At 68.0% G+C, this 20,470-nt stretch carries 25 protein-coding genes and 2 tRNA genes; 14 read left to right on the top strand and 13 right to left on the bottom strand.

All coding sequences use genetic code 11. From position 1 onward, the window contains the following. Positions 1–21 precede the first annotated feature (21 nt). The 3 genes from PWS46_RS05055 (at position 22) to PWS46_RS05065 (ending at position 1,703) form a co-directional block, all read left to right on the top strand. The gene (locus PWS46_RS05055) at positions 22–1,149 is read left to right on the top strand and encodes a divergent polysaccharide deacetylase family protein (RefSeq protein WP_434618881.1); all 1,128 of its coding nucleotides are present in this window, start codon (positions 22–24) and stop codon (positions 1,147–1,149) included. Between the two features lie 27 nt (positions 1,150–1,176). Then, positions 1,177–1,383 carry a heavy-metal-associated domain-containing protein gene (locus PWS46_RS05060; protein ID WP_109151369.1) on the top strand — a complete coding sequence of 69 codons (207 nt, stop codon included), beginning with the start codon at positions 1,177–1,179 and terminating at the stop codon, positions 1,381–1,383. 89 nt (positions 1,384–1,472) lie between these two features. Continuing rightward, positions 1,473–1,703 carry an FmdB family zinc ribbon protein gene (locus PWS46_RS05065; protein ID WP_434618885.1) on the top strand — a complete coding sequence of 77 codons (231 nt, stop codon included), beginning with the start codon at positions 1,473–1,475 and terminating at the stop codon, positions 1,701–1,703. Positions 1,704–1,710: 7 nt separating this feature from the next. On the opposite strand, the gene PWS46_RS05070 is transcribed toward PWS46_RS05065, so the two are convergent. Then, positions 1,711–2,517: an alpha/beta hydrolase gene (locus tag PWS46_RS05070; RefSeq protein ID WP_434618888.1), complete on the bottom strand. Its 807-nt coding sequence runs from the start codon at positions 2,515–2,517 to the stop codon at positions 1,711–1,713. Positions 2,518–2,683: 166 nt separating this feature from the next. Between PWS46_RS05070 and PWS46_RS05075 the strand changes: the two genes are divergently transcribed. The 4 genes from PWS46_RS05075 to PWS46_RS05090 are packed head-to-tail and all read left to right on the top strand — an operon-like array spanning position 2,684 to position 5,762. Continuing rightward, entirely contained in the window at positions 2,684–3,145 is a 462-nt protein-coding gene (locus tag PWS46_RS05075) for a cupin domain-containing protein (protein ID WP_434618891.1), read from the top strand. Beyond that, positions 3,142–3,666 (top strand): bifunctional adenosylcobinamide kinase/adenosylcobinamide-phosphate guanylyltransferase, encoded by a 525-nt coding sequence (cobU, locus tag PWS46_RS05080; protein WP_434618894.1) that lies wholly within the window; start codon positions 3,142–3,144, stop codon positions 3,664–3,666. Before PWS46_RS05075 ends, cobU begins: the two co-directional genes overlap by 4 nt. Continuing rightward, positions 3,663–4,277, top strand: coding sequence for a cob(I)yrinic acid a,c-diamide adenosyltransferase (gene cobO, locus PWS46_RS05085; protein WP_434618897.1), 615 nt, complete (start codon positions 3,663–3,665; stop codon positions 4,275–4,277). The genes cobU and cobO overlap by 4 nt, the downstream gene beginning before the upstream one ends. 18 nt (positions 4,278–4,295) lie before the next feature. Further along, entirely contained in the window at positions 4,296–5,762 is a 1,467-nt protein-coding gene (locus tag PWS46_RS05090) for a cobyric acid synthase (protein ID WP_434618900.1), read from the top strand. 50 nt (positions 5,763–5,812) lie between these two features. Here the strand turns inward: PWS46_RS05090 and PWS46_RS05095 are convergent, their stop codons facing one another. From PWS46_RS05095 to PWS46_RS05125, 7 genes are all read right to left on the bottom strand, one after another. Further along, positions 5,813–6,430, bottom strand: coding sequence for a GNAT family N-acetyltransferase (locus tag PWS46_RS05095; RefSeq protein ID WP_434618903.1), 618 nt, complete (start codon positions 6,428–6,430; stop codon positions 5,813–5,815). Then, positions 6,406–6,840 (bottom strand): GNAT family acetyltransferase, encoded by a 435-nt coding sequence (locus tag PWS46_RS05100; RefSeq protein ID WP_434618906.1) that lies wholly within the window; start codon positions 6,838–6,840, stop codon positions 6,406–6,408. The genes PWS46_RS05095 and PWS46_RS05100 overlap by 25 nt, the downstream gene beginning before the upstream one ends. After that, positions 6,837–7,724, bottom strand: a complete 888-nt coding sequence (locus tag PWS46_RS05105) for a rhodanese-like domain-containing protein (RefSeq protein WP_434618909.1) — start codon at positions 7,722–7,724, stop codon at positions 6,837–6,839. Before PWS46_RS05105 ends, PWS46_RS05100 begins: the two co-directional genes overlap by 4 nt. Before the next feature lie 52 nt (positions 7,725–7,776). After that, a complete protein-coding gene (locus PWS46_RS05110; protein ID WP_434618912.1) occupies positions 7,777–8,484 on the bottom strand; it encodes an alanyl-tRNA editing protein in 708 nt (235 codons plus the stop codon). Between the two features lie 18 nt (positions 8,485–8,502). After that, positions 8,503–9,504, bottom strand: a complete 1,002-nt coding sequence (locus PWS46_RS05115) for a cysteine synthase A (protein ID WP_109151359.1) — start codon at positions 9,502–9,504, stop codon at positions 8,503–8,505. Positions 9,505–9,752: 248 nt separating this feature from the next. Then, complete coding sequence (locus PWS46_RS05120; RefSeq protein ID WP_434618915.1) at positions 9,753–10,364, bottom strand: NUDIX domain-containing protein; 612 nt, start codon at positions 10,362–10,364, stop codon at positions 9,753–9,755. A 78-nt stretch (positions 10,365–10,442) separates the two neighbouring features. Continuing rightward, positions 10,443–11,462, bottom strand: a complete 1,020-nt coding sequence (locus PWS46_RS05125) for a S1C family serine protease (protein WP_434618918.1) — start codon at positions 11,460–11,462, stop codon at positions 10,443–10,445. A 241-nt stretch (positions 11,463–11,703) separates the two neighbouring features. Between PWS46_RS05125 and PWS46_RS05130 the strand changes: the two genes are divergently transcribed. Both PWS46_RS05130 and PWS46_RS05135 read left to right on the top strand, forming a co-directional pair. Further along, on the top strand, positions 11,704–11,883 hold the full coding sequence (locus tag PWS46_RS05130; RefSeq protein WP_434618921.1) for a hypothetical protein: 180 nt from the start codon (positions 11,704–11,706) through the stop codon (positions 11,881–11,883). 68 nt (positions 11,884–11,951) lie between these two features. Next, complete coding sequence (locus tag PWS46_RS05135) at positions 11,952–12,194, top strand: hypothetical protein (protein WP_434618924.1); 243 nt, start codon at positions 11,952–11,954, stop codon at positions 12,192–12,194. A gap of 7 nt (positions 12,195–12,201) precedes the next feature. Here the strand turns inward: PWS46_RS05135 and PWS46_RS05140 are convergent, their stop codons facing one another. The 3 genes from PWS46_RS05140 to PWS46_RS05150 all read right to left on the bottom strand — a co-directional run bounded on the left by PWS46_RS05140 (position 12,202) and on the right by PWS46_RS05150 (position 13,096). Next, complete coding sequence (locus PWS46_RS05140; RefSeq protein WP_434618927.1) at positions 12,202–12,453, bottom strand: hypothetical protein; 252 nt, start codon at positions 12,451–12,453, stop codon at positions 12,202–12,204. Positions 12,454–12,715: 262 nt separating this feature from the next. After that, positions 12,716–12,791 (bottom strand) — tRNA-Asn (locus tag PWS46_RS05145). A 231-nt stretch (positions 12,792–13,022) separates the two neighbouring features. Next, positions 13,023–13,096: transfer RNA gene (locus tag PWS46_RS05150), tRNA-Cys, on the bottom strand. Between the two features lie 306 nt (positions 13,097–13,402). Here PWS46_RS05150 and PWS46_RS05155 point away from each other — a divergent pair. The 5 genes from PWS46_RS05155 (at position 13,403) to PWS46_RS05175 (ending at position 19,386) form a co-directional block, all read left to right on the top strand. Beyond that, positions 13,403–14,059, top strand: coding sequence for a protein-L-isoaspartate O-methyltransferase family protein (locus PWS46_RS05155; protein WP_434618930.1), 657 nt, complete (start codon positions 13,403–13,405; stop codon positions 14,057–14,059). Between the two features lie 102 nt (positions 14,060–14,161). Next, complete coding sequence (locus PWS46_RS05160) at positions 14,162–14,488, top strand: rhodanese-like domain-containing protein (RefSeq protein ID WP_085089264.1); 327 nt, start codon at positions 14,162–14,164, stop codon at positions 14,486–14,488. Positions 14,489–14,490: 2 nt separating this feature from the next. After that, a complete protein-coding gene (locus PWS46_RS05165) occupies positions 14,491–15,894 on the top strand; it encodes a TolC family outer membrane protein (RefSeq protein WP_434618933.1) in 1,404 nt (467 codons plus the stop codon). 96 nt (positions 15,895–15,990) lie between these two features. Beyond that, positions 15,991–16,686 (top strand): DUF2497 domain-containing protein, encoded by a 696-nt coding sequence (locus tag PWS46_RS05170; RefSeq protein WP_434618936.1) that lies wholly within the window; start codon positions 15,991–15,993, stop codon positions 16,684–16,686. Positions 16,687–16,737: 51 nt separating this feature from the next. Further along, a complete protein-coding gene (locus tag PWS46_RS05175) occupies positions 16,738–19,386 on the top strand; it encodes a valine--tRNA ligase (protein WP_434618939.1) in 2,649 nt (882 codons plus the stop codon). A gap of 142 nt (positions 19,387–19,528) precedes the next feature. Here the strand turns inward: PWS46_RS05175 and PWS46_RS05180 are convergent, their stop codons facing one another. Together PWS46_RS05180 and purN are read right to left on the bottom strand one after the other, a co-directional pair. After that, positions 19,529–19,672: a hypothetical protein gene (locus PWS46_RS05180; protein ID WP_158282093.1), complete on the bottom strand. Its 144-nt coding sequence runs from the start codon at positions 19,670–19,672 to the stop codon at positions 19,529–19,531. Positions 19,673–19,797: 125 nt separating this feature from the next. Then, a complete protein-coding gene (gene purN, locus PWS46_RS05185) occupies positions 19,798–20,451 on the bottom strand; it encodes a phosphoribosylglycinamide formyltransferase (RefSeq protein ID WP_434618943.1) in 654 nt (217 codons plus the stop codon). Between the last annotated feature and the right edge of the window lie 19 nt (positions 20,452–20,470).

The following is a 20,470-nucleotide window of genomic DNA, read 5'->3' on the forward strand; positions in this document are numbered from 1 at the left end:
GTGCGCCGCCCCGGACGCAGGATGGACATCGTCACCATGGCCCGCAAGGCGCCTTTGAAAGTCCGCAAAACGTCGCTTCCCCCCTTTCTGTCGAACCCCTTCGTTCTGGCCCTGGCCGCGGTCGCCGCGGTGTTCGCCGTGGCGATGGGCGTCGCCACGCTGACCGGTGGACGATCGGGCGGCGAACGGGCGCAGCAGGCGCCGGTTCAGCAGGCCGCGGTGCCGCCCGCGCCTCCCCCGGCGCCGGCGCCGCCGGCGGTGAAGGCGGAACCACCGGTCCAGCACGCCGCTGAGGGGCCGGAACATGCGGTGCCGGAAAAGCCGGCGCAGGATAAGGCCGATGCGCGTCCGCCCGCCACGACGGTGGCGATGCTGCCGCCTCCGGCGCCCCCGGCCCAGCCGCCGGTGCAGGCCCCGAGCGGCAATGCCGCGCTGTGGCGCAAGAACGCCCTGCCGGCCGACGTGCCGCCGGGCCGGCCGATCATCGCCATCGTCATCGACGACATGGGACTGGACCGCAAACGCTCGGCGCGGATGGCCGGGCTGCACGGTCCGTTGACCCTGTCCTGGCTGCCCTATGCCCGCGACCTGTCGGCCCAATCGAAGGCGGCGCGGGCCAATGGGCATGAGCTGATGCTGCACATGCCGATGGAGCCCAGCGTCAAGGCCGATCCGGGGCCGAACGCCCTGCTGGTCTCGCTGGACAAGGGCGAGATCGTTAAGCGGTTCCGCGCGGCGCTCGACAGCTTCGACGGCTATGTCGGGGTGAACAACCATATGGGCAGCCGCTTCACCGCCGACCGGGCGGCGCTGGCCCCGGTGCTGACGGAGCTGCACCGCCGCGGGCTGCTGTGGCTGGACAGCCGGACGACGCCCAACAGCGCCGGAATCGGGCTCGCGAAGGAGCTGAAGATGCCCTGGGTCGGCCGCGACATCTTCCTCGACAACGAGGAGACGGTGGCGGCGGTGAAGGCCCAGCTTGCCAAGACGGAACAGGTGGCAAAGCGGCAGGGCTATGCCGTCGCCATCGGCCACCCCCATGATGCGACAATCGACGCCCTGGCGTCCTGGCTGCCGGATGTGCAAAAGCGTGGCTTCGTTCTTGTCCCGGTCAGCGCGGTGGTGCGGACGCACCATGCCGGCGGCTGACCCGACCGAAAGGGGAGCCCCGTGACGATGGCCGATGCATACAAGGTGGATGGAATGACCTGCGGCGGCTGCGCCCGCTCCGTTTCCAACGCGATCACCAAGGCGGCCCCCGATGCCGCGGTGACCGTCGACCTCGCCACCGGCACCGTACTGGTCGATGGCGGCGTGCCGGCCGATGTGGTGCGGCAGGCGGTCGAAGCGGCCGGCTTTGATTTCGGCGGGGCGGCGGCCTGACCGATTCTGGTGCGGCGCAACAAAACCATTTTAATAATATGGATATTGCGGCATGCTCGGGACGATGCGATCCGTTCCGCGAGGGTGCGATGCCGCTCTATTCCTATCGCTGCAAGGCCTGCGACCATGGGTTCGAGACCCTGGTGCGCTCTGGTGAGACTCCCGCCTGCCCGTCCTGTGGCAGCGCCGATTTGAACCGCCAGATGTCGAACGTGGCGCCGGAGGGAAAGTCCGGCGCCATCGTCCAGTCCGCCCGCCGGATGGCGGCGAAAGAGGGACATTTCAGCAACTATTCCCGGTCGGAGCGGCCGAAGGGATAGGGCCGACTCAGGCGACTTCGGCGGTCACCGTCGCGGCGATCCACGCCTCTACCCGCTCGGCAGCCGATTGCCAGTCCTGCTCCAGCATCATCGCGTGGCCCATGCCCGGCATGAACACCGGCTGCGTTCCCAGCGCCGCGGCGGTGGCGACCACCTCGGCGCGGGGGAACAGCAGGTCTTCCTCCGCGCCCATCACCAGCATCGGCCTGTCGCGCGGCGGCAGGACGGGGAAGGGGATCCAGCCGCCGATGTCCAGCAGCACGCGGCGCGATTCCTCCTGCAGGTCGCTCTCGTACTTGGCGGCTTCGGCGCGCGGCATCTTGTCGGAGAACATGGCGCGGCGGATGGCGTCGGGGTCGATCGCCTTCTCGCCGAAGGTCATCAGCATCGACATCTGCTGGAACACGTAGGGCGAGCGCCAGGCCAGCCCCATGGTGGAGGACAGCAGGCCGTAGGGCGGGGCGGACGCCATCAGCACGCCGGCGGGAAACCGGCGCTTCGCCAGCGCGCGCTGCACCACCATGCCGCCCATGGAATGGCCGATCAGCACCGGCGGGGAGGAGAGACGATCCGCCGCCTCCAGCACGTCGTCGACGTAATCGGCGATGCCGAAATCATGCAGCCGGTCGCGCCCCTCGCTGTTGCCATGGCCGCGCAGTGAGACGGCATGGGCTTCCCACCCGCGCGACGCGAACCAGGGCAGGAACTTGGCATCCCAGATCCAGGCGCCGCTGAAGGCGCCGTGGACGAACAGGAGCGGCGGCGCTTTCGGCGTGCCGGCAGGGCGGCGGCTGATGATTTCCAGGGTCGACATCGCATCGCAGGTTGTTGTTTTGCATTGCAATAAGCATGGTGGGCGAACAGGCGGCTGTCCAGCCGCGGGACGGGCAACCCTGCCCTGTAAGGGGACTTGAGCCGTTTGACGGCGCCGGTGCGGTTTGCGACAGTCCGGACCCGCACTGCAGCACCGGAGACCGCCCGTGCCGAACCCCCCGGTCCTTGATCCCGCGACGCTGGCCGCCGAAACCGGCGCCACCGACTATCCGCAGCCGTTCCGGGCGCAGGTCGCCGGGAGACACCGGGTCGTGCTGGGCGATCCGCTGGGCCTCAGCAATTTCGGCGTCAACCTGACCCGGCTGGCGCCCGGCGCCTCGTCGGCTCTCCGCCACTGGCACAGCAAACAGGACGAGTTCGTCTATGTGGTGGAGGGGGAGCTGACGCTGGTGACCGATGCCGGCGAGACGCTGTTGACCGCCGGCATGTGCGCCGGCTTCCCGCATGGAGTCGCCGACGGACACCGGCTGATCAACCGCGGCGACCGTCCGGCCAGCTATCTGGAGGTCGGCGACCGCAGCGCCGGCGACGAGATCGACTATTCCGACGAGGACATGGTCTGGCGCGACGGCGCCTATCGGCATCGCGACGGAACGCCCTGGAAATGAGCGCCGATCTGACGCTGGTGCTGGGCGGCGCGCGGTCGGGCAAGAGCCGCTATGCCGAGGGGCTGGTGACGGCGCTTGGCGGACCGCGCGTCTATATCGCCACCTCGCAGGTGTGGGATTCGGAGATGGCGGAGCGGGTGGCGAAGCATCGCGACGACCGCGGCCCGGACTGGACGACGGTGGAGGAGCCGCGCGATCTGATCGGGGTCCTGCGTGCCCATGCCGCCGAGGGCACCGGCATCCTGGTCGATTGCCTGACCCTGTGGCTGACCAACCTGATGATGGCGGAGGCCGACATCGCGGCGGAGAGCGCGGCGCTGGTGGAGCTTCTGCCGACGCTGCCGGGCCGGGTGGTCCTGGTCTCCAACGAGGTCGGGATGGGCATCGTGCCCGACAACGCACTGGCCCGCCGCTTCCGCGACCATGCCGGGCGCCTGCACCAATCCATCGCGGCCGTGGCGCCGCGGGTCGTGCTGACCGTCGCCGGTCTGCCGATGTTCGTGAAGGGGACTCCCGTATGACTGCCGATACCGACGAGATCAACCGCCGCCACGCCGAGAAGATGAAGCGGCGCAAGGCGTTGCAGGAGCGGGCGCTCGCCTCCAAGATTGTGGAGAAGGGCCTGCTGATGGTCCACACCGGCAAGGGCAAGGGCAAGTCCACCGCCGCCTTCGGCCTGATGATGCGCGCCGTCGGCCACGGCATGCGGGTGGGCATGGTGCAGTTCGTCAAGGGCGCCTGGTCCACCGGCGAGACGGTGGCGCTGGAGCGTTTCGAGGATCTGGTCGATTTCCACACGATGGGCGAAGGCTTCACCTGGGACACCCAGGACCGTGCCCGCGACATCGCCGCCGCCGAGGCCGCCTGGGCCAAGGCCAAGGAGCTGATGGCCGACCCGCGCTATCGCCTGATCGTGCTGGACGAGCTGAACATCGTGCTGCGCATGGACTATCTGCCGCTGGACGAGGTGCTGGCGACGCTGGCCGCCCGCCGGCCGGACCTGCATGTCTGCATCACCGGCCGCAACGCCAAGCCGGAGCTGATCGCCGCCGCCGACCTCGTCACCGAGATGACGCTGGTCAAGCACCCGTTCGAGGCCGGGGTGAAGGCCCAGGCCGGCATCGAGTTCTGAGCCATGCAATCTCGGGCCATGCGGTCTCGCGCGATCATGCTGCAGGGCACCGGCTCCGATGTCGGCAAGTCGCTGCTGGTGGCCGGGCTGTGCCGGGCGCTGGTGCGGCGCGGGCTGACCGTCCGGCCGTTCAAGCCGCAGAACATGTCCAACAACGCGGCGGTCACGGCCGACGGCGGCGAGATCGGCCGCGCCCAGGCACTGCAGGCGCGGGCCTGCGGCGTGGCGCCCAGCGTCCACATGAACCCGGTGCTGCTGAAGCCGCAGTCGGACGTGGGAAGCCAAGTGGTGGTGCGCGGCGTGGTGGTCGGCACCGCGCGGGCCGCCGACTATCAGGCGCGCAAGCGCGAACTGCTGGGCACCGTGCTCGACAGTTTCGAGCAGCTGCGGGGCCAGGCCGACATCGTGGTGGTGGAGGGCGCCGGCAGCCCGGCGGAGGTCAATCTGCGGGCCGGCGACATCGCCAACATGGGCTTCGCAACGGCCGCCGACGTGCCGGTCTTGCTGGTCGGCGACATCGACCGCGGCGGCGTGATCGCCAGTCTGGTCGGCACCCACGCACTTCTACCAAGATCTGAACAGGACCGTATTAAGGGCTTTCTCATCAACAAGTTCCGCGGCGATGTTCGCCTGTTCGATGAAGGGCTGCGGATCATCGAGAACCATACCGGATGGCGCGGGTTCGGCGTGGTGCCCTGGCTGCACGAGGCGGCGACCCTGCCGGCGGAGGATGCGGTGGCGCTCGACCGGCCGCGAAGGGCCGGTGACGGGGCGCTGCGCGTGGCGGTGCCGATGCTGCCGCACATCGCCAACTTCGACGATTTCGATCCGCTGGCACAGGAGCCGGGGGTCGCGCTGACCATGGTGCGTGCGGGCCAGCCGCTGCCGGGCGATGCCGATCTGGTGATCCTGCCCGGCACCAAGACGACGATCGCCGACCTCGCCTTCCTGCGGGCTCAGGGCTGGGACGTCGACCTGCTGGCGCATTGGCGGCGTGGCGGGCGCGTGCTGGGAATCTGCGGCGGCTATCAGATGCTGGGCCGGCGCATCGCCGATCCGGACGGCATTGAGGGACCGCCGGGTGAGGCCGCGGGGCTCGGCCTGCTGGATGTCGAGACGGTGCTGAAAGGGCCGAAGGTGCTGGAGGAGGCTCGCGGCACGGAGCGCCGCAGCGGCGCGGCGGTGGCGGGCTACGAGATGCATATGGGCCGCACCGAGGGACCGGACCGGGCGCGGCCGATGCTGGAGCTTGCCGGCGGTGTGACGGACGGCGCGGAGTCGGCGGACGGGCGGGTTGCCGGCTGCTATATGCACGGTCTGTTCGGCGCAGACGGTTTCCGTGCGGCCTATCTGCGCCGGCTGGGCGGCGACGGGTCGGAACTGGCCTATGGCGTGGCGGTGGAGCGGGCGCTGGACGCCGTTGCCGACCGGCTGGAAGCCGCGGTCGATGTGGATGGGCTGCTGGCGGTCGCGGAGGGCGCGTAACGGTTCGGCTGGGAAGACTGGGCGGCGGAGTGTCGCCGCCCTCTCTCAACTTACCGGGCCAGCGGAATATGGTCCCCGGCGCTGCGCGGCAGCACGCCGTCCAGGCGCGGGTCGCGGACCTCGCGGGCGACATGGCGGGTGGGGACGAACCCCATGCTCTGGTAGAGCGGCAGCGCCTTCGGATGGTCGAAGGTGCAGGTGTTGACGACCAGCTTTGTCGCGCCGCCGTCCCACGCCTTGCGGATGATGGTGTCGAGCAGCCAGGGACCGAGCTTGTGGCCGATGAAATCGGGGATCAGGCCGAAATAGGAAAGATCGGTCTCCTGCGTCCGCCGGTCCAATTCGCCATAGCCGGCGGGCGTGCCGTCGACATACAGCACCCAGACCTCCACCAGCGGATCGTGGATCGACCGCTCCAGCTCCTTGCGCGGCATACGGCGGCGTTCGTGCCACAGCCAGGGTTCGCCCACCGTGTCGTACAGGTGCCGATAGAAGGACCATGTCGGCGGATTGGCCCGCACCAGGGAGAGGTTGCCGGCCGGCTGGCGCACGGGCGCATGCGTCGGCGGCGCCTTCATCTCCAGATAGGTGACGATCACCGGCAGGAGGCCGGGCCGGCTGGCGGCGGGTACGGCGGGGCGGGTCAGGGAGAAGGGTTGGTCAGCCATTTCTGCATCATCGTGACGGGCGATCTGGCATAGCCCAGCCTTTCATAGAAGGCCAGCACCCGTTGGTTGGTCTCGCGGACGAGAAGCTGGACCTTCGGCATGCCGGCGGCGGTGAGCCAGTCCTCGGCCTCCGCCACCATGCGCCGGCCGAGCCCCCGTCCCTGCAAAGCCGGATCGACGGCGACGTAATAGATCCAGCCGCGATGGCCGTCCTGCCCGACCATGGCGGTGGCGACGAGTCGGTCATCCGCGACTGCCGCCAGCACGGTCGAACTGGTCTTGGACAGGGCCAGCGCGAAGTCCGCCGCCGGGTCGTTCCACGGCACCACCAGCCCGCAGGCGGTCCACAGCGCCACGACGGCGTCGCAGTCCTCCCCCGTACAGGGCCGGACGGTGAAAGGGCCGGTCACGGTTGCCGCGGCCCGGTTTCCAGCGGCAGATCCTCGCGCAGGCCCCATTCCGCCCAGGAGCCGTCATAGATCGCCACATCCGCCTTGCCGGCGGTGGCGAGGCCGAGCGCGATGACGCAGGCGGTGATGCCGCTGCCGCAGGAGGCGACGACCGGCCGGTCGAGCTCCAACCCGGCGGCGCGTGCCTTCGCGGCGATGGCGTCCGGCGGCAGCAGGGTCTTGGACTCGGCGTCGATCAGGTCGGTGTGGGGCAGGTTGAAGCTGCCGGGAATTCGTCCGCTGCGCCGGCCGGGCCAGGGCTCCGCCACCGCTCCTTCGAAGCGCGGTTGGGCGCGGGCGTCGGTCACCTGATCGGCGCGCGCGTCGATGTTGGCGAGAATCTGATCGGCGCTGCGGATCAACTCCGGCCGCTTGCGCGCGGTGAAGGCTGCCGGCTCGACCGGGGCGGCCTCGCCCGATTCGGTCGGGCGGCCCTCGGCCAGCCATTTCGGCAGGCCGCCATCCAGCACCGCAACCCGGTCGAAGCCGAACAGGCGGAACAGCCACCAGACGCGGGCCGCCGCAGTGGCCATGCCGGCGCTGTCATAGACCACCACGGTGTCGCCGTCGCCGATGCCGAGCGCGCCGATCTTCGTGGCGAAGGTCGCTTCGTCGGGAGCCATATGGGGCAGGGGGGCGGTGTCCGGCGCCGCGACCTCGTCGACGTCGCACAGCCGGGCGCCGGGGATGCGGCAGGCGGCGAAGTCCGCCCGGATGTCGCGCTTCAGGGCCGGCATGTGCCAGGACCCGTCGAGGATCTTCAGGCCGGGCCGGCCCAGGTTGCGGCCAAGCCAGTCGGTGGAGACGACGGGGCCGGTCAGCGGGTCCACGGTGCTGTCGCTCATTTTGCGCGTCCTTGAAAAGGAATCTATCGGGCGGAAGATCGGGGTGACGGGCTCAGTCCTTCAGCGCGATGACGACGCGCCGGTTCTGCTTGCCCTTGTTCTCGATCTTCGTCACCTCGATTCCGCCGATCTCGCCGGTGCGGGCGACATGGGTGCCGCCGCAGGGCTGCAGATCGACGCCCTCGACATTCAGCAGGCGCACTCGGCCGCTGCCGGTCGGCGGCTTCACCGACATGGTACGCACCAACTCCGGCTGCGCCGCCATCTCCTCGTCGGAGATCCAGCGGGTGCCGACCGGCGTGTCGGCGGCGATCAGCCGGTTCACCGCCTCGGCGATGGCATCCTTGTCCAGGGCTTCAGCGGGGACGTTGAAGTCGAGCCGGCTCTTGTCCGCGCCGATCTGGCCGCCGGTGACCGACCCCGGCACCACCGCGCACAGCAGGTGCAAAGCGGTGTGCATGCGCATGTGACGATAGCGGCGGTCCCAGTCGATCTCCGCCTCCACCGCGGTGCCGGGGCCGGGCAACTCCTGCCCTTCTTCCGGCACATGGATGACGTCGTCGGGGCCGCCGTCGCCCTTCACTGTGTCCTTGATGCGGACTTCGAACCCGTCGAAGCGCAGGACCCCGCTGTCGCCCGGCTGGCCGCCGCCGGTCGGGTAGAAGACGGTGCGGTCGAGCCGGATGCCGCGGTCGTCCACCGCCGTGACGGTGGCGACGCAGTTGCGGGCGTAGGCGTCCTCGCGGAAAAGCGCGTCCATATCCCCCCTCGAAGAGAATCAGGCCAGCCAGTCTGGCACAGGAAGATTCTTCTCACGGAGGAAGTCAGGATTGAAGAGCTTCGATTGGTAACGCTGCCCCCCGTCGCACAGGATGGTCACCACCGTGTGCCCGGGGCCGAGGTCGCGCGCCACCCGCATCGCCGCGGCGATGTTGATGCCCGACGAGCCGCCCAGCACCAGACCCTGGGTCTTGATCAGGTCGAAGATGATCGGCAGTGCTTCTTCATCCGGAATCTGCAGGGCATCGTCGATCGGCGCCTGTTCCAGGTTGGCGGTGATTCGGCCCTGGCCGATGCCTTCGGTGATGGAGCTGCCTTCCGACTTCAGCTCGCCCTTGGTGTAGTAGCTGAACAGGGCGGCACCCATCGGGTCGGCCAGCGTGATGCGGATGTTCGGGTTCCGCTCCTTCAGAGCCATGGCGATGCCGGCCAGCGTGCCGCCGCTGCCCACCGCGCAGGTGAAGGCATCTACCTTGCCGCCGGTCTGCTCCCAGATCTCCGGGCCGGTGGTGGTGCGGTGGCCTTCGCGGTTGGCGGTGTTGTCGAACTGGTTGGCCCACACGACGCCGTTCGGCTCCGTCTTCGCCAGTTCCTCGGCCAGCCGGCCGGAATAGCGGACGTAGTTGTCGGGGTTGGAATAGGGAACCGCCGGAACCAGCCGCAGGTCGGCGCCGATCAGGCGCAGCATGTCCTTCTTTTCCTGGCTCTGCGTCTCCGGCATCACGATGACGGTGCGATAGCCGAGCGCGTTGCCGACCAGCGCCAGCCCGATGCCGGTGTTGCCGGCCGTGCCCTCGACGATGGTGCCGCCGGGCCGCAGCAGGCCGCGCTTTTCCGCGTCGCGCACGATGGCGAGAGCCGCGCGGTCCTTGACCGATCCGCCCGGGTTCAGGAACTCCGCCTTACCCAGGATCTCGCAGCCCGTCGCCTTCGATGGCCCTTCCAGGCGAATCAGCGGCGTGTTGCCGATGGCGCCGATAAAGCCGTTGCGGATGTCCAAGACGGGTACTCCCAAGGTCAGGTGTGGATTGCTGACGATACTATCAGGTCGGGGAGCCGCGGATTCAAGGTGACGGTGTGAAATGCTGCATTGAACGGCAGTGAAGTGTAAAATTTGCTGAGTGCATGCTTCGATGGCCCCCTCCCTAACCCTCCCCCGCTTCGCGGGAGAGGGAACTGCCGCTGTATTGCGAAATTCCCCTCTCCCGCGAAGCGGGGGAGGGAGGGGGCAACCCGCACCTGCCACACTCACCCCTGACCGAGCCAGCGCTTGCGCAAGCCCTCGCGGTGGCGGGCGAGCCAGCCGACGGCGATGATGGCGACGGAGTTGCGCAGGCGGTTCTCGTCCATCAGGCGGATCGCCTCGTCGGCCGGCAGTGCGAAAATCCGGATGTCCTCATGCTCCTCCTCCAGGCCGCCGGTCGCGGCGAGGTTGCGGCTGTCGACCCGGCCGCAGAAGACGGTGACGACCTCGGTGAAGGCGCCGGGGCTGACATAGTAATCGCAGATCGGCTCGATCTCGCGGATGGTGCAGCCGGCCTCCTCCAGCGATTCGCGGCGGGCGACGTCCTCCGGGCTCTCGCCCTCGCCGACCATCCCGGCGACGATCTCCGTCATCCAGGCCGGGCCGCCGGCCGCGGCCGAGCCGACACGGAACTGCTCGATCATCACCACGCTGTCGAGATCGGGATCGTACAGCAGCACGCCCACCGCCGCGCCGCGGTCGCACACCTCGCGCGGCGGCAGCACGTCGGTCCAGGTTCCGTCGAACTTCTTGTGGCGCAGGCGGTAGACGTCGATGGTGAGGAAGCCCTTGTAGGGGGTCTTCTTGTCGACGATCTCGATATCGGGATGGTTCATGGTCGGCGCGGTCCCACGGATGGCTGTTTGCGACAGGGTGCTACGCCGCCGCGCCCACCACAAGCGCAGGTGCTGGCGTCACAGCGTCGGGTTCAGCCTCAGGAAGCGCACGCGGTCGGCCGAGGTCACCGGGACGGGGGTCAGGGTGGCGCCGCGAATCACCTCCAGCGGGACGACGACGCCGGCCGGCCCCAGGCCCCAGAGCTTGCGGTAGAAATCCGCCAGTCCACTGAAGCGCTGGCCGCCGACGCCAACGATCCAGTCGCCCGGACGCAGGCCGGCCGACTCGGCGGGACTGCGCGGCGATACCCGCTCCACCATCAGCCGGCCCAACTCCTCGCGCAGGGTAACGCCCAGCCACGGACGGGCCGGCTCCTGGCGGCGGCCGTAGGCGAGCAGGTCTGCGAGGATCGGCTCCAGCGCCGACACCGGGACGAACATGTTGCCGGGCAGGCCGCGGCCCTCCACCGCCTCCATCACCAGCAGCGATCCGATGCCGACCAGCCGGCCCTCGCGGTCGATCAACGCGGCGCCGTTGAAGGAGCGGATCGGCGGGAAGGTGAACAGAGCCTCGTCCAGCAGATATTCCCAATAGCCGGCGAACTCGCGCTTGCTGACCAGCTTCACGGCGGTGGCGCTGCGATTCTCACCGCCGCTGAGCGCCAGCAGCGTGTCGCCTTCCTTCACCGCGTCGGCGTTCGCCAGCCGCAGCCAGGGGGCCGTGAACCCCAACTCCGCCCGCAGCAGGCCGAAGCCGCTGACGGGATCGTAGGCGATCATGCTGGCGGGATAGCTGCGCCCGTCGGCGGCGGTGACCTCGATCTGCGAGGCCTCCATCACCGTATAGCCGATGGTCAGGATCAGGCCGGACCCGTCGATGACGACGCCGCTGCCCGCGCGGTCGGTTCCCAGCGTGCGTGCGCTCTGGCTGTCCGGCGGCACGACGGCGCTGATGCCGACGACGGAGCGGACGACGCGATCCGGATCGAGTTGCCCGGACTCCGCTGCCCGCGCGCTGCCTGCGCCAAGCTGAATGCCGACAAGAAGGAGAATGGCGGCCGCCAACCGCGGCCCGACCGGTGCAGAGACAACCCGCATGACGCCGCACTCCCGCGCAAGGCAGGGCCAAGGGCACCCCGTTGTCGCGCGGCCCTGTCCGTCGCGACTCGGATGACACTGACATGACATTGCGCGCGAGTCGCGGCTCATCAAGCCGCTGCCGGGCACCGGCCGCGACTTTGAGGGAGGAAACATACCGCCGCCGGCCGGTGTTGTCCTGTCGGAGACCGGAAATCGGCCCGGACAATGAACCCGGACAATGAAAAGGAAAGGCGACAGCATGCCCATCAACAGCGAACAGGAACTGGAACAGGCCGTGCAGGAATTCCAGCGCCTGACCGACGCTCCGGATGGCTCGGAGGACGGACGCCGCCGCAGTGTTCTGGACGCCGACATCAAGGCGTATTACGCCAGATGCGCCGACACGATGCGGCCGGGCAAGCCGCCCTCCACCGCCTGACGGCGGACGGGAGCGGGTCCGGGTGGCCGGCCGGCAGAATCGGCCATAAGGAAGGAGACCGGTCCGCGATGAAGCGACTCGACACCTGCTACACCTGCCGCTTCTGGGAGGGGCAGGGGCTCCGCCAGCGCGGGCCGAAGGGGACCTGCCGGCGCTATCCGCCGGTGGTGACGCCGCGCAGCCCCGAAGGCGATTTTCCCATCACGCTGTCCACCGACTGGTGCGGGGAATGGAAACGGGTGGCTGTCGCCGCGGTCGGTGGCGATCCGTCGGACTCCGGCGATACCATCTATGACGATCTGGTGGAGTAGGACCGCCTCACCGCGGGTGGGGCGGGATCACCAGGACCGGGGTGTTCTCGTAGGCCTGCGGGAGGTTGTCGGTGGCCGGACCGTCCCAATCGGTGCTGAAAGCCAACAGGGCGACCAGCACGGCCGCCAGGAACAGCAGGATCGCGGTGACGCAATCCACCGTCCGCACCGGATGGTCGTCGGGATCGGGCGAACCGCGGCCGGTTCCGTCGACCGGCGGAGCGGTGCGAAGACGTTCTGAGTGGAATGGAATAAGCACGGCGATCCTCCATGGCTGGAGACGCCCGGTCCAAGACTGGGTCCGGATTGTTATCAAGTCTAACGCCGTGCGGCCGGGTGCGGCATTTCGCTTCCGGCAAATCAGGATCGTCTTTTGGGACTAGTTCTTGTCCCATTGGGCGACCGTCGGTCCTAGCCCGACTGCTTTAAACCGAATTCGGTTTCTTAACCGCCACAGTCAAGGCGCAATGATGCCGAAAGAAGAAAAGGCCGGATGCGTGTGGCATCCGGCCTTTTCGATCTGGCTCCCGGTGCTGGACTCGAACCAGCGACAAGCGGATTAACAGTCCGCTGCTCTACCAACTGAGCTAACCGGGATCGGTGACTGACCTTTCGGCCGCCGCCGTTGTTGGCGTGGCGGGTGTATAGCCGAACCATCCGGCCCTGCCAAGCCAATTCCGACAGGAAAATGAATTTTCTTAGCCCAGGGCTCGGGAGGGCGGGGGAAGGACGATCCGCCAATGAAAACAAGGCCCAAACGCAAAAAGCCCCGCCGGGGGCGGGGCTGCGTTCGGACCATATGGTCGTCTGCTGTACTGTCGTCAGGTATGGAGGCACGGGCGGGAATCGAACCCACGTACACGGATTTGCAGTCCGCTGCATCACCACTCTGCCACCGCGCCATCCTGACCGGCACCGGCGCGCCGTTTCCGGTGCGCCCTCGGTGTGGAGCGGTGGTATAGCGGCCCGGAACGGAGCGGTCAAGGCGAATGGTGACGATTTTTGAACATCGTTCGCCGGGTCGCCCGAAGCCGATCCGGGCGGCGGTTTCCCCACCCGTTTTCCCGACACCCGGCAAAGGCCGGACGCCTGATCGCTCGTGGCGTTGTGTTCGCCAGGCCTTTGCGGCTATATACCGCCATGGCAGGAAGCCGTTCGCTGTTCGGCTTGGTGCCGGTGTCGTCACAACACATCAATAAGCGACCGCCATGACCGATTTCGCCGCCGCACGCTATTTCATGGTCGAGGGACAGATCCGCCCCAACAAGGTGACCGATCAACGTCTCGTCGATGTCCTGTCGGAGCTTCCGCGCGAAGCCTTCGTTCCTGAGACGGCGCGCGGCGTCGCTTATGTCGATGACGACCTCCCCATCGGCAAGGGCCGTTTCCTGCTGGAACCGATGGTCTTCGCCCGCATGCTGCAGGCCGTCGCCGTGCAGGAGACCGACCGAGTGCTCGATGTCGGCGCCGCCGGCGGCTACTCCACCGCGGTGCTGGGCCGTCTCGCCTCGTCGGTGGTCGGCCTCGATTGCGACGAGGGGCTGACCGCCGCCGCGACCGCTGCGCTGGCCGGGCAGGGCATCACCAATGCCAAGGCCGTCACCGGCCAACTGGCGGAGGGGTACGCCCAAAACGCCCCTTACGATGTCATCGTCGTCGAAGGTACCGTGCCGGAGGTGCCGGCGGCGCTGACCGAGCAGCTGGCGGAAGGCGGACGTCTCGTCGCCATCGTCCAGGGCAAGGGCGCCGTCGGAGAGGTCCGCCTGTTCCAGCGGGCTGCCGGCGTGGTGTCGAGCCGCATCCTGTTCGAGGCCCAGCCGCATGCGCTGCCGGGCTTCGAGAAGAAGGCGTCCTTCGTGTTCTGACCGGATTCGCCGGTTGGACAGGTCTTGAACTGAACCGTGCAGTTTACCTCTGCGCGGTTCTGCGCTACCGTCGCCGTCGCCCTTGCACGAAAGTGAGCACCCATGGCCGCGCCGTTTGAGATCGAGGTGGAAGAACTGGACCGCCGCCGCAAGGCCGGTGACGATCCGGTCGTCCTCGACGTGCGCGAGCCGTGGGAGTTTGCGCTGTGCGCCATCGACGACAGCCTGCACATCCCGATGAACGGGCTTCCCGGCCGGGTGGACGAGCTGCCGAAGGATCGCGACATCGTCGTCGTGTGCCATCACGGTGGCCGCAGCGCGCAGGTCACCATGTGGCTGCGTTCCAGGGGCTTCGACCGCGCCATCAACCTGGATGGCGGTGTCGATGCCTGGGCGCGCCGAATCGACCCGAACATGAAGGTCTACTGAACATGACCGTGCGAAGCCGTTTTGCGCGCCGCTGGCTGCTGGCGACGGCCCTGACCCTGACCGCCACGATGGGCACAGCAGTGACCGGCGGTGGTACGGCCCAGGCGCAGTCCCTGGAACAGGCCCTCGCCCAGGCCTATGCCAACAACCCGACCATCGGCGCCCAGCGCGCCCGTCTGCGTGCCGTCGACGAAGGCGTGCCGCAGGCGCTGTCCGGCTACCGCCCGACCGCCCGCGTGACCGCCGGGATCTCCCGCTCGATGGGCAACAGCAAGTATGACGGCGGCTCGACGGGGTCCGAAGCCAATCCCAAGAGCGTCGGCGTCACCGCCACCCAGCCGATCTACGACGCCACCGTCGCCCCGGCCGTCCGCCGTGCCGAACGGCTGGTCGAGGCGCAGCGCGCCACCCTGATCGCGTCGGAACAGTCGGTGCTGCTGGCCGCCGCCCAGGCCTATCTGGACATCGTCCAGAACCAGGCCATCCTGCAGCTGCAGATGAACAACGAGCAGGTTCTGCGCCGTCAGCTGGACGCCGCCCGCGACCGCTTCCGCGTCGGCGAATACACCCGCACCGACGTCAGCCAGTCCGAGTCGCGCCTGTCGGCCGCCATCGCCTCGAAGATCTCGGCCGAAGGCACGCTGCGCGCCTCGCGCGCGACCTACGAGCGTCTGGTCGGATCGGCTCCGGGCGAGCTGAAGGCGCCGAAGCCGGCCTTCCGCCTGCCGAAGAACCTGGACGAACTGGTCGAGCTGGCCCGCGCCAACAACCCGAACGTCCTGTCCGCCTCCTACACCGAAGCGGCGCAGCGCGAGGCGGTGGATCAGCAGTACGGCCGCCTGCTGCCGTCGGTGAACCTGTCGGCCTCCGGCAGCCGCACCTATGATCCCGGCCGCTCCTCCGGCATCGACCTGAACCGCTCCGACAGCGCGCAGATCACCGCCCAGGTGACCATCCCGCTCTATCAGGCCGGCCAGCCCGAAGCCCTGGTCCGCGAGGCCAAGCAGACGGCCAATCAGGCCCGCCTGCAGATCGAGGAGGCCCGCCGTCAGGTGACCGAATCGGCGGTCAGCGCCTGGCAGGCCCTGCAGACCGCGCGCGCCAGCATCGAGTCCTACTCGGCGCAGATCAAGGCGGCGCAGATCGCCCTGGAAGGCGTCCGGCAGGAGGCGCAGGTCGGCTCGCGCACCGTGCTCGACGTGCTGAACCAGGAACAGGAACTGCTGAACGCCCGCGTCTTCCTGGTCCGCGCCCAGCACGACGAGATGGTGGCGGCCTTCAATGTTCTGGCGTCCAGCGGACAGTTGACCGCCGACCGGCTCAACCTGCCGGTCCAGAAATACGACCCGCAAGCGAATTACGACAAGACGCGGGGCAAGTGGTTCGGAACTTCGGTGACCGAATGAACGAGACGGCCCGCGAAAGCGGGCCGTTTTTGTATTATGGCTTTTTTGTCAGCCCTGCCCTAGGTTTGGGTCAGGTTGACGTCTCGGGTTGCCACGATGAGCGATAAGGGCCAGCAAGAACCTTCGATGGAGGAAATCCTCGCCTCCATCCGGCGGATCATTTCCGAGGACGGCGAGCCTGCCAAATCGGAAACCCAGGCGCCTTCGCCGCCTCCTCCGCCGCCACCCCCTCCGCCGCCGCCCCCGCCACCCCCTCCGGTGGACGAGGACGACGACGATGTCCTGGAACTGACCCAGATGGTGGAGGACGAGCCGGACGACCGGCCCGACTTCGGCCAGCCGGAACCCGATCCGTGGCCGGAGGAACCGGCTTTTCCGGAACCGCCTCCTCCTCCGCCGCCCCCGCCCCGCTGGGACGAGCCGGAGCCCGAGCCGATGCCTCCGCCGCGTCCCGCCGCCCGGCGGCCGGCGCCGGTGTTCGACGATTTCGAGGATGACGAGCCGCCGCCGCCGCCGCGTCCGCGCCGCCGCTCGGTCGATCCCGATGACGGGCTGATTTCCCGCCGGACGGCGGAGGATGCCTCGCACCACCTGACCCATCTGGCGCGCGAGTTGGGCGACGACCTGTCCATCGGCCCGATGCCCATCGGCATCCGCACGGTGGAAGAGGTCGTGCGCGAACTGCTGAAGCCGCTGTTGAAGGAATGGCTGGACGAGAATCTGCCGACGGTGGTCGAGCGCCTCGTACAGCAGGAGATCGACCGCATGATCCGGCGGTCGCAGAAATTCTGATCCTGAGTTTTTATGCCCCGGTTGAGACGTTCCTAGCGAAAGTTCGTGGTGATGTTGGAAAAGACGTACCGGCCCGCCGAGGTCGAGGAGAAGCACTACCGCCTGTGGGAAGAGTCGGGCGCCTTCGCCGCCAAGCCGCAGGGGAACGGCAAGCCCTACACCATCATGATGCCGCCGCCGAACGTCACCGGCAGCCTGCACATGGGCCATGCGCTGACCTTCACCATCCAGGACGTGCTGACCCGCTACAACCGCATGCGCGGCCGTGACGCGCTGTGGCAGCCGGGGACCGACCATGCAGGCATCGCCACCCAGATGGTGGTGGAGCGCAATCTGGCGAAGGACGGCAAGACCCGCCACGATTTCGGCCGCGACGCCTTCATCGACAAGGTGTGGGAATGGAAGGCCGAATCGGGCGGCACCATCACCCGCCAGCTGCGCCGGCTGGGCGCCTCGCCGGACTGGCCGCGCGAGCGTTTCACCATGGACGACGGGCTGAGCCGCGCCGTCCGCAAGGTGTTCGTGGAACTGCACCGCCAGGGCCTGATCTACAAGGACAAGCGGCTGGTCAACTGGGACCCGAAGCTGCACACCGCGATCTCCGACCTCGAGGTCGAGCAGAAGGAGATCAAGGGCAACCTCTGGCACTTCCGCTATCCCATCGACGGGGAGGAGGGCCGCTTCATCGTCGTCGCCACCACCCGTCCGGAAACCATGCTGGGCGACACCGGCGTCGCCGTGCATCCGGAGGATGAGCGCTACAAGGACCTGATCGGCAAGATGGTCCGCCTGCCGCTGGTCGGCCGGCTGATCCCGATCGTCGGCGACGAATATGCCGATCCGGAGACCGGCTCGGGTGCGGTGAAGATCACGCCGGCCCACGACTTCAACGACTTCGAGGTCGGCAAGCGCTGTGGCCTCGAACAGATCAACATCATGGACCGCGACGCCCGGCTGAACGACAACGTTCCCGAGGCCTATCGCGGGCTCGACCGCTACGAGGCGCGCAAGAAGGTCGTCGCCGAGCTGGAGGCGCTGGAGCTTCTGGAGAAGATCGAGCCGCACACCCACATGGTTCCGCACGGCGACCGTTCCGGCGTCGCCATCGAGCCGTGGCTGACCGACCAGTGGTATGTCGACGCTGCGACCCTGGCCAAGCCGGCGATCGAGGCAGTGGAGACCGGCAAGACGGTGTTCGTGCCCAAGCAGTGGGAGAACACCTATTTCGAATGGATGCGCAACATCCAGCCCTGGTGCATCAGCCGCCAGATCTGGTGGGGCCATCAGATTCCGGCCTGGTACGGCCCGGACGGCACCTTCTTCGTCGAGGAGACGGAGGAGGAGGCGCGCGCCGCCGCCAGGACGCATTACGGTCAAGACGTCGAGTTGACGCGCGATGCCGACGTGCTCGACACCTGGTTCTCGTCGGCGCTGTGGCCGTTCTCGACGCTCGGCTGGCCCGATCAGACACCGGAGCTTGACCGCTATTACCCGACCGACGTGCTGGTGACCGGCTTCGACATCATCTTCTTCTGGGTCGCCCGGATGATGATGATGGGCCTGCACTTCATGAAGGATGTGCCCTTCCGCACCGTCTACATCCATGCCCTTGTCCGCGACGAGAAGGGCCAGAAGATGTCGAAGTCGAAGGGCAACGTCATCGATCCGCTGGAAATCATCGACCAGTACGGCACCGACGCGCTGCGCTTCACCCTGTCGGCGATGGCGGCGCAGGGCCGCGACATCAAGCTGGCGGTGAACCGGGTCGAGGGCTACCGCAACTTCGCCACCAAGCTGTGGAACGCCGCCCGCTATTGCCAGATGAACGGCTGCGAGCCGGTCGCCGGCTATCGTCCGGTCGGGCTGACGCAGACGGTCAACCGCTGGATCGTCGGCGCGCTGGCCGATGCGGCGAAGAAGGTCGCCGAGTCGATCGACGCCTACAAGTTCAACGAGGCCGCCGGTGCCGCCTACCAGTTCACCTGGGGCACCTTCTGCGACTGGTACATGGAGTTCACCAAGCCGATCCTCGCCGGGTCGGACGAGGCGGCGAAGGCCGAGACGCGGGCGACCACCGCCTGGGTTCTCGACCAGATCCTGCACATCCTGCACCCGCTGATGCCCTTCATCACCGAAGAGCTGTGGGAGCAGCTGTCGCCGGCGCGCGGCAACCGCCTGATTTCGGCGGAATGGCCCGAGTTCGCCGCCGACGTCATCGATCCGGCCTCGCGCGACGAGATGGATTGGGTGGTGCGGCTTATCTCCTCGGTTCGCTCCATGCGTTCGGAGATGAACGTTCCGCCGGCGGCGCAGATCGAGCTGAAGCTGAAGGATCCGAACGCGGTCAGCCTGAAGCGGCTGGACACCCACCGCGACCTGATCCTGCGCATGGCCCGCCTGTCGAACGTCGAGCCGCTGCAGGGCGACGTGCCGAAGAGCAGCGTTCAGGCGGTGCTGGACGAGACCACGCTGGTGCTGCCGCTGGAAGGCATCGTCGATCTCGACAAGGAGAAGGCGCGGCTGTCCAAGGAGATCGACAAGCTGGCGGGGGAGATCAAGAAGATCGACGCCAAGCTGTCGAACGAGCAGTTCGTCGCCAAGGCTCCGGAAGAGGTGATCGAGGAGCAGCGCGACCGCCGCGAGGCCGCCGATCAGGCCCGCGACAAGCTGCAGAAGGCGCTGGAGATGTTGGCGGGGTGAGTTGTGGGGCAGACACACTTGCCCCCACCCTAACCCTCCCCCGCCGGGCGGGGGAGGGGACTGGTGCTGATACGGGAAATAGGCGGCAGTCCCTCCCCTGCGAAGCGGGGGAGGATAGGTGGGGGTCTAACTTCGCACGCCGCTAAAGCGTAAAGATCGCCAGCAGCACCAGCACCGCGATGACCCCGGCGATGCTGAGCTTCATGAACTTGGTGAAGGCGATCCAATTCGCCTGATGTGCGCGGACGGTCTCTTCACTGACCGGGTTCGGACTGACGGCCGCCATATCGATCAACCCTCCAACAGTTTCTTTTGCCCGCAATTTTTGACGCGGTCGCACGGAAAGGCAACAGATTCCGAGCGGAACCGTCAACTATGCCGGAAGAAGGATGATCGGAAGGACGAGCGTGCTTACAGCGGCGGGTTGACCACGGCCGCAAGCTCCGGAACCGGGCCGTCGATCCGCACCAGATCACCATCGACTCGGGCGCGGCCTTCGGCGATCAGACGGACGGCGTGCGGGTAGAGACGATGCTCCGAGTCCAGCACGCGGTCGGCCAGACGGTGGGCGTCGTCACCGGGTAGGACCGGAACGGCGGCCTGGGCGACGATCGGGCCTTCGTCCATCTCCGGCCGCACGTAATGCACGGTGCAGCCATGGAAGCGAACGCCGGTGTCCAGCGCCCGCTGATGGGTGTCCAGCCCCTTGAAGGAGGGCAGCAGCGACGGGTGGATGTTGATGAGCGCGTTGTGCCACTGCCCGACGAACCAGGGCGAAAGCAGGCGCATGAATCCGGCAAGGCACACCAGTTCGACACCCGACGCGCGCAGGGTGGCGTCCATCGCCGCTTCGAAGGCCGGCTTGTCGCCGGGATAATCGCGGTGGCTGACCACCGCGGTGGCGATGCCGGCCTTGGCCGCCCGCTCCAGACCGAAGGCATCGGCCTTGTTGGACAGGACCAGGGCGATCTCGGCCGGGAAACCGGGCGCGGCGCAGGCGTCGATCAACGCCTGCAGATTGCTGCCGCGCCCCGAGATCAGGACGCCGAGCTTCAACTTGCTCATCTAAACTATCCTTAGGCGT

Origin of the sequence: Azospirillum sp. B2RO_4 (assembly GCF_051124815.1) — a bacterium.
Classification (GTDB): Bacteria; Pseudomonadota; Alphaproteobacteria; order Azospirillales; family Azospirillaceae; genus Azospirillum.

Coding starts and splice junctions, on each gene's coding strand:
- PWS46_RS05105 (WP_434618909.1), bottom strand. CDS start 7,724: ATGAGCGACAGCACCGTGGACCCGCTGACCGGCCCCGTCGTCTCCACC.
- PWS46_RS05175 (WP_434618939.1), top strand. CDS start 16,738: ATGTTGGAAAAGACGTACCGGCCCGCCGAGGTCGAGGAGAAGCACTAC.
- PWS46_RS05070 (WP_434618888.1), bottom strand. CDS start 2,517: ATGTCGACCCTGGAAATCATCAGCCGCCGCCCTGCCGGCACGCCGAAA.
- cobU (WP_434618894.1), top strand. CDS start 3,142: ATGAGCGCCGATCTGACGCTGGTGCTGGGCGGCGCGCGGTCGGGCAAG.
- PWS46_RS05170 (WP_434618936.1), top strand. CDS start 15,991: ATGAGCGATAAGGGCCAGCAAGAACCTTCGATGGAGGAAATCCTCGCC.
- PWS46_RS05135 (WP_434618924.1), top strand. CDS start 11,952: ATGAAGCGACTCGACACCTGCTACACCTGCCGCTTCTGGGAGGGGCAG.
- PWS46_RS05065 (WP_434618885.1), top strand. CDS start 1,473: ATGCCGCTCTATTCCTATCGCTGCAAGGCCTGCGACCATGGGTTCGAG.
- PWS46_RS05090 (WP_434618900.1), top strand. CDS start 4,296: ATGCGGTCTCGCGCGATCATGCTGCAGGGCACCGGCTCCGATGTCGGC.
- PWS46_RS05060 (WP_109151369.1), top strand. CDS start 1,177: ATGGCCGATGCATACAAGGTGGATGGAATGACCTGCGGCGGCTGCGCC.
- PWS46_RS05120 (WP_434618915.1), bottom strand. CDS start 10,364: ATGAACCATCCCGATATCGAGATCGTCGACAAGAAGACCCCCTACAAG.
- PWS46_RS05130 (WP_434618921.1), top strand. CDS start 11,704: ATGCCCATCAACAGCGAACAGGAACTGGAACAGGCCGTGCAGGAATTC.
- PWS46_RS05110 (WP_434618912.1), bottom strand. CDS start 8,484: ATGGACGCGCTTTTCCGCGAGGACGCCTACGCCCGCAACTGCGTCGCC.
- PWS46_RS05180 (WP_158282093.1), bottom strand. CDS start 19,672: ATGGCGGCCGTCAGTCCGAACCCGGTCAGTGAAGAGACCGTCCGCGCA.
- PWS46_RS05165 (WP_434618933.1), top strand. CDS start 14,491: ATGACCGTGCGAAGCCGTTTTGCGCGCCGCTGGCTGCTGGCGACGGCC.
- PWS46_RS05155 (WP_434618930.1), top strand. CDS start 13,403: ATGACCGATTTCGCCGCCGCACGCTATTTCATGGTCGAGGGACAGATC.
- PWS46_RS05055 (WP_434618881.1), top strand. CDS start 22: ATGGACATCGTCACCATGGCCCGCAAGGCGCCTTTGAAAGTCCGCAAA.
- cobO (WP_434618897.1), top strand. CDS start 3,663: ATGACTGCCGATACCGACGAGATCAACCGCCGCCACGCCGAGAAGATG.
- PWS46_RS05125 (WP_434618918.1), bottom strand. CDS start 11,462: ATGCGGGTTGTCTCTGCACCGGTCGGGCCGCGGTTGGCGGCCGCCATT.
- purN (WP_434618943.1), bottom strand. CDS start 20,451: ATGAGCAAGTTGAAGCTCGGCGTCCTGATCTCGGGGCGCGGCAGCAAT.
- PWS46_RS05160 (WP_085089264.1), top strand. CDS start 14,162: ATGGCCGCGCCGTTTGAGATCGAGGTGGAAGAACTGGACCGCCGCCGC.
- PWS46_RS05095 (WP_434618903.1), bottom strand. CDS start 6,430: ATGGCTGACCAACCCTTCTCCCTGACCCGCCCCGCCGTACCCGCCGCC.